Annotated in this window: 8 protein-coding genes; all 8 read right to left on the reverse strand. The window is 71.4% G+C overall.

The window, feature by feature from the left end; genetic code table 11:
• The coding region (locus ABZY11_RS40465; RefSeq protein WP_356483959.1) for an FGGY-family carbohydrate kinase at positions 1–1,252 on the reverse strand (1,252 nt) is incomplete at its 3' end.
• Between the two features lie 14 nt (positions 1,253–1,266).
• Positions 1,267–2,313, reverse strand: a complete 1,047-nt coding sequence (locus tag ABZY11_RS40470) for an NAD(P)-dependent oxidoreductase (RefSeq protein WP_356483960.1) — start codon at positions 2,311–2,313, stop codon at positions 1,267–1,269.
• Positions 2,310–3,386: an ABC transporter ATP-binding protein gene (locus ABZY11_RS40475; RefSeq protein ID WP_356483961.1), complete on the reverse strand. Its 1,077-nt coding sequence runs from the start codon at positions 3,384–3,386 to the stop codon at positions 2,310–2,312. The genes ABZY11_RS40470 and ABZY11_RS40475 overlap by 4 nt, the downstream gene beginning before the upstream one ends.
• Before the next feature lie 20 nt (positions 3,387–3,406).
• Positions 3,407–4,225, reverse strand: coding sequence for a DeoR/GlpR family DNA-binding transcription regulator (locus tag ABZY11_RS40480; protein ID WP_356483962.1), 819 nt, complete (start codon positions 4,223–4,225; stop codon positions 3,407–3,409).
• A complete protein-coding gene (locus ABZY11_RS40485) occupies positions 4,222–5,343 on the reverse strand; it encodes an ABC transporter ATP-binding protein (protein ID WP_356483963.1) in 1,122 nt (373 codons plus the stop codon). Before ABZY11_RS40485 ends, ABZY11_RS40480 begins: the two co-directional genes overlap by 4 nt.
• Complete coding sequence (locus ABZY11_RS40490; protein WP_356483964.1) at positions 5,340–6,170, reverse strand: carbohydrate ABC transporter permease; 831 nt, start codon at positions 6,168–6,170, stop codon at positions 5,340–5,342. Before ABZY11_RS40490 ends, ABZY11_RS40485 begins: the two co-directional genes overlap by 4 nt.
• Complete coding sequence (locus ABZY11_RS40495) at positions 6,167–7,138, reverse strand: sugar ABC transporter permease (RefSeq protein WP_356483965.1); 972 nt, start codon at positions 7,136–7,138, stop codon at positions 6,167–6,169. The genes ABZY11_RS40490 and ABZY11_RS40495 overlap by 4 nt, the downstream gene beginning before the upstream one ends.
• A gap of 3 nt (positions 7,139–7,141) precedes the next feature.
• On the reverse strand, positions 7,142–8,569 hold the full coding sequence (locus tag ABZY11_RS40500; RefSeq protein ID WP_356483966.1) for a sugar ABC transporter substrate-binding protein: 1,428 nt from the start codon (positions 8,567–8,569) through the stop codon (positions 7,142–7,144).
• Between the last annotated feature and the right edge of the window lie 200 nt (positions 8,570–8,769).

Below are 8,769 nucleotides of genomic sequence, written 5' to 3' on the forward strand. Positions count from 1 at the left end.
CCGCGCCCCGCGCGCCGACCTCGCCCTCCACGATCCGGACCGGCCGGCCCAGCACATCGGCGAACAGCCGCATCCAGGCGGGGGAGCGGGTGCCGCCGCCGCACAGGGCGAGGGCGCCGGTGAGACCCGCGGCCTCCAGGCAGTGCCGGGCGGCGAAGCCGATGCCCTCGCAGACGGCGCGGATCAGATCCGCCGGGGTCGTCTCCAGGGACACACCGGTGAACTCGGCACGCAGCCTCGGCTCGACGAACGGGGCGCGTTCGCCGGACGGGGCGAAGTAGGGGAGCACCCGGACACCGTTCGCGCCGGGCGGAGTGGCGGCGAGCAGCGCGTCGACCTCCGTATGGCGTACGCCGGTGGTGGTCAGGACCCAGTCAAGGGCCGCCGTGCCGACCATCGCGGGCATGGCGCGCAGCCAGTGGCCGGGGCGGTCGGTGGAGATGTGCAGCCCGGCCGGTTCGCCGTCCAGGTCGAGCCGCTCCGTGGCCACCAGCGCGGCCAGACAGGTGCCGACGATCAGCAGCCCGTCCCCCGGGCGGGTGACGCCCGCGCCGAGCGCGCAGGCCGGCAGGTCGTACGGGCCATTGGAGATCCGTACTCCGGAGGGGAGTTCGGCGGTGGCGACCGGATCGCTGACCGGGGCGAGGAGCGGGGCCCGGTGACCGAGGCCGAGCGCGGCCAGCACATCGGGGGCGTACGCCCGGGTCAGCGGGTCCAGGAACGGCATCGAAGCGTCGGAGACATCCGTGGCCCGGACCCCCGTCAGCCGCTGGAACACCATGTCCTTGCAGTACAGGGCGGTCGTCGCGGCGTCGAGCGAGGCCGGTTCGTGCCGGTCGAGCCAGGCCAGCACCGGGCCCGGACAGCCCGGGAACATCGCGCTGCCGGTGCGCCGGTAGACGGTCTCGAAGACACCGGACGCCAGCCAGGAGTCGACCAGTTCATGGGCCCGGCCGTCCATCCAGGAGATCGCCTTGCGGACCGGCCGGCCCGCCGCGTCGACCAGCCAGACGCCGTCGCCCTGGCCGGTGAGTCCGGCGAACGCGACCCCGTCGGAGCCGAGCGCGTCCAGCACCTCGCGGACCGCGCCGAACACCTCGTCCATGTCCTGCTCCGCGGAGCCGTCGTGGATCGCCAGCCCCACCGGGCGGGACTCGACGGCCAGGGTGCGGCCGTCCGGGTCGAAGGCGGCGGCCTTCACCACGGACGTGCCGACATCGATGCCGATGTACCTCGTCGTGCTTCCGGTCATCGTCACGGCTCCCCTCACAGCGCGTGGGCGAGCGGCTCGCCCCGCACGTAGCGCGCCACCTCGGCCGCCGCGATCCGGGCCGCCTTCTCCGCGACGGCCCGGCTGGCCCCCGCCACATGCGGGGTCATCAGCAGATGCCTGGTACGGAAGAGCCGCGAGCCCGGCGGGGGCGGCTCCTGCTCGTACGTGTCGAGCGCCGCGGCCCGCAACTGCCCCGAGTCCAGCGCGTCGCACAGCGCGCCGGTGTCCAGCAGCCCGCCCCGGGCCGCGTTCACCAGCACCGCGCCGCGCGGCAGCAGCGCCAGCTCACGGGCCCCGATGAGATGCCGGGTCTCCGGGGTGAGCCGGGCGTGCAGGGTGAGGACGCGCGAGCGGGCCAGCAGTGCCTCCAGCGAGCCGGCCCGCATGCCGTGGACGTCGCCGCGCACATACGGGTCGTACACCTCGACCTCGGCGCCGAAGGCGGAGAGCACCCGGGCCACCCGGCTGCCCACCGCGCCGTAGCCGATCAGCCCGACCGGGGTGTCCTCCAGCTCCAGGCCGCAGTTCTCGTAGGTGTAGTGGGTGGCGTCCCAGCGGCGGTCCGAGGCGAGAGCGCGGTGCGCCTCCGGGATGCGGCGCAGGGCGGAGAGGATCAGTCCGACGGTGAACTCGGCGGTCGCCGCCGCGTTGCGCCCCGGCGCGAAGCACACCCGCACGCCCCGGGCGCGTGCCGCGGCCGCGTTCACATTGACCGGGCCGCCCCGGCAGACCACGATCAGCCGGAGATCGGGTGCGGCGGCCAGGACCCGTTCCGTGAACGGGCCCATCTGCGTCACGCACACCTCCACCCCGGCCAGGGCGGCGATCAGCGCGTCCTCGGCGTCGCTCGCCTCGTCGACCTCGGCGACCTTGCCGAAGGGCTCCAGGGGCCAGGGCAGGGTGAGTTCGCCGAGCTGCGGCTCCGTGCCGAGCGGGCCGAGCGCGTGGTGCAGGGCCTCGGCGAGCAGTGAGTTGCGGACGAAGTGGTCACCGGCGAGCAGAATCCTCGTGGCGGGGCGGACCGTCTCGGGGCGGGTCATCGCAGAGCGTCTCCTGTCTGGGCGTCGAAGACATGGATGTGCCGGGGATCGGCGGTGATGCGTACGGTGTCGTCCCGGTCGAGCCGTACCTCCGGACCGGTCACGACGACCAGCGGCTCCGCCACCCCGTCCAGCGAGAGCGTGGCGATGCCGGATTCCAGCAGGGGCTCGTGGGCGGCGACCCGGGCCCGTACCCCAGTGTCGTCCAGGCGCAGATCCTCCGGGCGGATGCCGAGCACCACCGCGCGTCCCGCCGGGATCCGGTGCGGTACGGGGAGGCGCACGGCGGCCGAGAGACGCACCCCGCCCGATCCGTCGGCCGTGCCCGGCAGCAGATTGACCGCGGGCTCCCCGACGAAGTCGGCGACGAACAGATTCGCCGGGGCGTCGTAGATCTCCTCGGGCGTGCCGAGCTGCTGGATCTCGCCGTCCCGCATCACCGCGATCCGGTCGGCGAGCGACAGCGCCTCCTCCTGGTCGTGCGTGACGAGGATGGTGGTGTGGCCGCTGTCGCGCTGGATGCGTTTCAGCTCGCGCCGGGTGGTGTCCCGCTGGGCGGCGTCGAGATGGGAGAGCGGTTCGTCCAGGAGGAGGACGTCGGGGACCCGGATCAGCGCACGGGCCAGGGCGACCCGCTGCTTCTGGCCGCTGGAGAGCTCGGCCGGGCGGGCGTCCAGGAGGCCGGTGATCCCGATGCGTTCGGCCATGGCGGCGACCCGGCGGCGGATCTCGGCCCGGTCGCAGCCGCCCCGGGCGGCGAGCCCGAACCCGAGGTTCTCCGCGACCGTCAGCGGCGGATACAGCGCGTAGTTCTCGAACGCCACCCCGATGTTGCGCTGCCGGGCCGGGAGGGCGACCACCGACGAGCCGCCGATGAGGATGTCGCCGCCGGTGACCGTTTCCAGCCCGGCGATCATCCGCAGGGTCGTGGACTTGCCGCAGCCGGACGGGCCGAGCAGCCCCAGCAGCTCGCCGGAGCGCAGCTCGACGTCGATGGACCGGACGGCCTCGACGGCGGCCCGGCCCCGCCCGGTGTAGGTCTTGCGCAGGGCGCGCAGGGCCAGTTCAGTCATCCGTCACCGCCGCCTCGCCGTCACCCGTCATCGCCGTCCCCCGCTCCGGAGAACCGGCCGGTGGAGCAGACCTCGTAGGGCACCTTGTGCTCGTCCAGTTCGCGCAGCGCCTGGGGGGACGCCCCGTCGTCGACCAGCAGCAGATCGAAGCGGGAGAGCGGGGCGAGCCGGTGCAGGGCGACCCGGCCCAGCTTCGAGTGGTCGAGCAGCAGCACATTGCGGCTCGCCGAATCGAGCATCGCCCGCTTCACGGAGATGATGTGCTGCTCCTGGTGGTAGGCGAAGCCGCCGGACGCGGCGGAGGTGGAGGTGAAGCAGATGTCGACCTGGAGCGACTGCACCGCCTCCACGCACGAGACACCGAGGAACGAGGAGTGCAGCGGGTCGAAGTCCCCGCCGAGGCCCATCAGATGGATGCCGCGCTCCTGCGACAGCAGGTTGATCGCCTCCAGGAAGTTGGTGACGACGGTCAGCGGGGTGATGGAGCGCAGCCTGCGCGCTATCTCCAGCGTGGACGTCGAGTCGTCGAGCATCACCGCCATGCCCGGCTCGATGAGGCTCAGCGCCCGCTCGGCCACGGCGGCCTTCTCGGCCCGCATCGTCTTCAGCCGGTAGGAGACGTTCGACTCGAAGACGCCGGACGGCTGGGCGGTGACGCCGCCGCGGAACTTGCGGACGATGCCCTGCCGTTCCAGCTCGTCCAGATCGCGGTGGATGGTCATCAGGCTGACGTCGAAACGCTCCGCCAGTTCGGCGGCGCTCACCTCGCCCTGCGCGAGGACGTACTCGGCTATGGATGCCTGACGCGGGGCGGGCCCCCGCTGCGGAACGTTGCTCACGTGCTGATCCTTCGTCCTGGACGTGCCGGCCGGTCGGCCTCGAACAGCAGCAGACTCTCAGGCGGTACGGAGAGCCGTACCGGATGGTCGGGGCTCAGGCCGGCCGCCTCGGCGCGCGGGACGACGAGGGACAGCCGCTGCCCGCCGATCCGGACGGTGACCTCGGTGGCCCGGCCCAGCAGCTCGGTGACATGGACGGCGCCGGTCAGCTCCAGGTCCGGGGCCCCGCCGCCGGTCCGCTCCGGCCCCCGGAGCCCGATGTCCCGCGGCCGTACGCCCAGTTGGACGGCGGTGCCGGGCGGTGCGGGCACCGTCAGCGGCAGCTCGTACGCCCCGTCCGGTGACCGGAAACACCCCTCGGGCGTCACCGTACCGGGCAGCAGATTGATCCGCGGCCGGCCGAAGGACCGGGCGACGAAGGTGTCGTACGGGCGGTGCCACAGCTCCTCGCGGGTCCCGGTCTGCACCATGCGGCCGTCCCTGATCACCCCGATCCGGTCGCCGAGCGCCAGCGCCTCCACCGAGTCGTGGGTGACGTACAGCGTCGTGGTGCGCCGGACCGCGCCGATCGCCTTCAGCTCCGCGCGCATCGCCTGCCGCAGCTTCGCGTCCAGGTGCGACAGCGGCTCGTCCAGCAGGAACGCCCTGGCCGGCCGCACCAGCACCCGGCCGAGCGCCACCCGCTGCCGCTGGCCGTTGGAGAGCCGGCCCACCTGACGGTCCAGCAGGCCGCCGATGCCGAGCAGCTCGGCGATCTCCCCGATCCGCTCGCGCGCCTCGTCCGCGGGGAGGCGGTGGCGCGGCGAGCGGAGCGGGGAAGCGAGATTGTCGTACGCGGTGCGGTGCGGGTACAGCGCGTACGACTCGAAGCACATGGCCACGCCCCGGTCGTAGGGCTCCACGCCCGCCATGTCCGCCCCGCCCAGCTCGACCGTCCCGGCCTGCGGCTGCTCCAGGCCCGCGATCGTCTTGAGCGCGGTCGTCTTCCCGGCGCCGGACGGGCCGAGCAGACAGAAGAACTCGCCCTCGGCCACCTCCAGTTCCAGGCCGTCCAGCGCGGTGTTCTTCCCGTACCGCTTGCTGACACCGCGCAGCGCGATGGCCGCCGGGCCGGTCATGACTTCACCGCCCCGAACGACAGGCCGCGCACCAGATACCGCTGGATGGTCAGGGCCAGCAGCAGCGGCGGGACCACCGAGACCAGGGCCGCCGCGGCCGTCAGGTTGTATTTGGGCCGGTCGCCGCCGAGGAAGGACAGCGCGCCGACCGTCACGGTCTGCGCGTTCGACGAGGTGAGGATCAGCGGGAAGACGAAGTTGTTCCAAGCGAAGATGAACGCCAGCAGCGAGACGGCCGCGATCCCCGGCTTCACCAGCGGCAGCGCGACCTTGAAGAACGCCTGTTTGCGGGTGTAGCCGTCCAGCAGCGCCGCCTGCTCCAGTTCGGGGGAGAGGTCGGAGAAGTACGACCGCATGATCCAGACGATCAGCGGGAGCGTCACCAGTTGCAGCACCCACACCATGCCGACGTAGGTGTCGAAGAGTCCGAGCTGCTGGTAGAGCACGAACAGCGGGATGATCACGGTGAGTTCGGGCGCGAAGCGGAACGAGAGCAGGGTGAACATCAGGTTCTCCGAGCCGCGGAACCGCCACCGCGCGGCGGCGTACGCGGCGGGCAGCCCGATCATCAGTGACAGCGCGACGGCGCCCAGCGACACGACGAGGCTGTTCACGAAGAACCGGACGAACGGCACGCCCTGGTCCTCCCCGGCGCCCAGCACCGTGCGGTACGAGTCGAGGGTCGGGGTGAACGAGAAGTATGTGCTGAACAGCTCGTTCGTCGGCTTCAGCGACAGGATCACCATCCAGGCGACCGGGAACAGCGCGAAGACGAAGTAGCCGATCAGCGCCAGGTCGGCGGCGACGGAGAGCAGTTTGCGCCTCATCGCTCCACCTCCGCCGCCCGGTTCTGGATCCGGCCCAGATAGCGCACCAGCACCATCGTGACCAGGTAGACCACGGCCCACAGCACGATCATGTAGCTGATCCCGAACGAGTAGCGCTGGAAGCGGATCGCCTCCAGATAGGCCCGGATCTGGAGCACCATCGTCGAGTCGCCGGGGCCGCCCTCGGTCAGCGCGTAGATGATGTCGAAGACCTTCAGCGAATCCATGAACCGGAAGATCACGGCGACCAGCACGTACGGCCAGAGCATCGGCAGGGTGAGGCGCCGGAAGGTGAACCACCAGCCCGCCCCGTCGACCGCCGCCGCCTCGAACGGCGAGGCGGGCAGCGAGCGCAGACCGGCCAGCGCGAGGATCGCGACGAACGGTGTGTAGACCCACACGTCCACGGTGATCGACGAGAGCAGCGCGCCCGTCGGGGTGTCCGTCCACTGCACACCGCCGAGGCCGAACGGCTCCAGCAGATGGTTGATGACGCCGACGGACGGCTGGAGCATCAGCTTCCACATGATCGCGGCGATCACCGGCGCGATCATCAGCGGCAGGATCAGGATCTTCTCCAGCACCCGCCCGACGAGGCTCGACCGGTGCAGCAGCAGCGCCACGGCCACCCCGAGCACCGTCTCGACGGCTGCCGCGCCGACCGCGTACGCCACCGTCACCCGCGCCGAGTCCCAGAACGCGGGCTGGGTGAAGATCCGCCGGTAGTTCTCGACGCCCACCAGGTCCGGCTGCGGTCTGCTCGCCGCGAAGTCGAACACCGTGTAGTAGAGGCCGAGTCCGAACGGGTAGAGGATGCCGCCGGTCAGCAGCAGCGCGGGCACGATCAGCAGATACGGCCGCAGCGAGCGGCGCCACGCAGGCACCGCCCGCACCGCCCGCTTCCCGGCCGCCGTGCCGGCGGCCGCCCCGTGGTCGGCCTCCAGTACGGGGGCCGCGCGTCCCGGCATCGGTCACCCGGCCTTCGACGCCAGATCGCCGGCCAGGCCGTTCAGCACGGACGAGGCGTTCTTCCCGCCGTAGATCTCCTGGAGCGCGGCGGCCCAGCTGGTCGTCGCGTCGAAGAACTGCTCCTGCGGGGTGAACTGGATCCTCGTCTCGTCGACGACCGTCTCGAAGGTCTCGATGAACCCCGGGATGGCCCGCATCTTGTCCTTGTACGCGGCGTCCTGGCCGACCGACTTCCGTACCGGGTCGATGTGGTTGTGCTCGATCGCGCCCTTGCGCAGATGCTCCTTGCCGGTCGCCCACTGGAGGAACAGCCAGGCGGCGGACTTGTTGCGGCTCCTGGCGTTCATGCCGAGCGACCAGATCCACATGTTCGTGGCGAGCGAGCCGCCGGGGCCCTTCGGACCGGGGTGGAAGGCGATCTTCCCGGCGGCGGGGGAGGCCCCCTTCACCGCCTGGAAGTAGGCGGCGGTGTCCGCGTCGAAGAGCATCCCCGCCTTCTCCGCGCCGAGGTCGCTGGAGCACTGGTACCAGGTGTACGAGGTCCAGGACGGCGGCCCGCCCTTCTTGACCATCTCCGCCCAGTCCCGGGTGAAGGCGATCGCCTCCGGCGAGTTCATCGCGGGCTTCACCTTGCCGCCCGCGACGGTGAAGTCCTTCAGGCCGTTGCGGGCGTACATCGTCATGAAGCCGGGGTGGATCGTCGCCCAGCTGCGCGAGCCGCGCACCGCGACCCCGTACATCCCGTCGAAGCCCGCCCCCGGCGCCCGGCGGGTGATCGCCCCGGCGACCTCGCGCAGCTCGTCGAAGGTCTCGGCGGGCCTCAGGCCGAGCTTCTTGAACACCTCGGTGTTGTACGCGACGACATTGGTTTCCCAGCCCCACGGCAGCGCGTACTGCCCGCCCTGCCCGAGCGGCGCGCCCGCCTTCAGCGACCACTGGTCGGCCGAGAGGAGGTTGGGGAAGAAGTCCTCCTGGTCCCACTCGGGACCGGTGGCCGAGGAGTTGCGCATCCAGGGGCCGAGATCCTCCAGCCAGCCCGGCGGTCCGTACTGCCACACCATGTACGCGCCGAGCATGAACACGTCGTAGGAGGCGCGTCCGCTGGACAGGTCGACGGTGAGCTTGTCGAAGTAGTTGTCCTCGGGAAACACGTCGTACTCGACCCTGATCCCGGTCTTCTCGGTGAACGCCTTCAGGTCGGCGATCAGCGCGTCGGTGTACGGATGCTTGTTGAGCAGTGCCTTGACCGTCCTGCCCTTGTCCCGCTTCCAGTCGAAGGAGCCGGTGACGTCGTCGGCCGCGGAGCCGTCGTTCCTGGCCTTGTCGCCGCCGAAGCCCGCGCCGCAGGCGGTCAGCAGCGGGGCGGCGGACGCGGCCGTGGCCGCGCCGATGGCGAGGAACCGTCGCCGGTCGTGCGCGTGCATGTCCATCCGTGACCTCCACGGTCCGGCCGGAGATGGGTGGGGGGCCCGTTCACACGTTGAGTCGACTGGTTAACAGAGCTTGGAACAACGGAAGTTGGCCGTCAATCCCTCGCGCAACGGAAATTCTCGGTGCAGAGTGAGAACTTCACAGAGGGGACCGATATGTGGATGGGCATCGATCTCGGCACGCAGAGCGTCCGGGCGGT

The organism is Streptomyces sp. NPDC006510 (genome assembly GCF_040611955.1).
Taxonomy (GTDB): domain Bacteria; phylum Actinomycetota; class Actinomycetes; order Streptomycetales; family Streptomycetaceae; genus Streptomyces.

Coding starts and splice junctions, on each gene's coding strand:
- ABZY11_RS40490 (WP_356483964.1), bottom strand. CDS start 6,170: ATGAGGCGCAAACTGCTCTCCGTCGCCGCCGACCTGGCGCTGATCGGC.
- ABZY11_RS40485 (WP_356483963.1), bottom strand. CDS start 5,343: ATGACCGGCCCGGCGGCCATCGCGCTGCGCGGTGTCAGCAAGCGGTAC.
- ABZY11_RS40500 (WP_356483966.1), bottom strand. CDS start 8,569: ATGGACATGCACGCGCACGACCGGCGACGGTTCCTCGCCATCGGCGCG.
- ABZY11_RS40470 (WP_356483960.1), bottom strand. CDS start 2,313: ATGACCCGCCCCGAGACGGTCCGCCCCGCCACGAGGATTCTGCTCGCC.
- ABZY11_RS40495 (WP_356483965.1), bottom strand. CDS start 7,138: ATGCCGGGACGCGCGGCCCCCGTACTGGAGGCCGACCACGGGGCGGCC.
- ABZY11_RS40475 (WP_356483961.1), bottom strand. CDS start 3,386: ATGACTGAACTGGCCCTGCGCGCCCTGCGCAAGACCTACACCGGGCGG.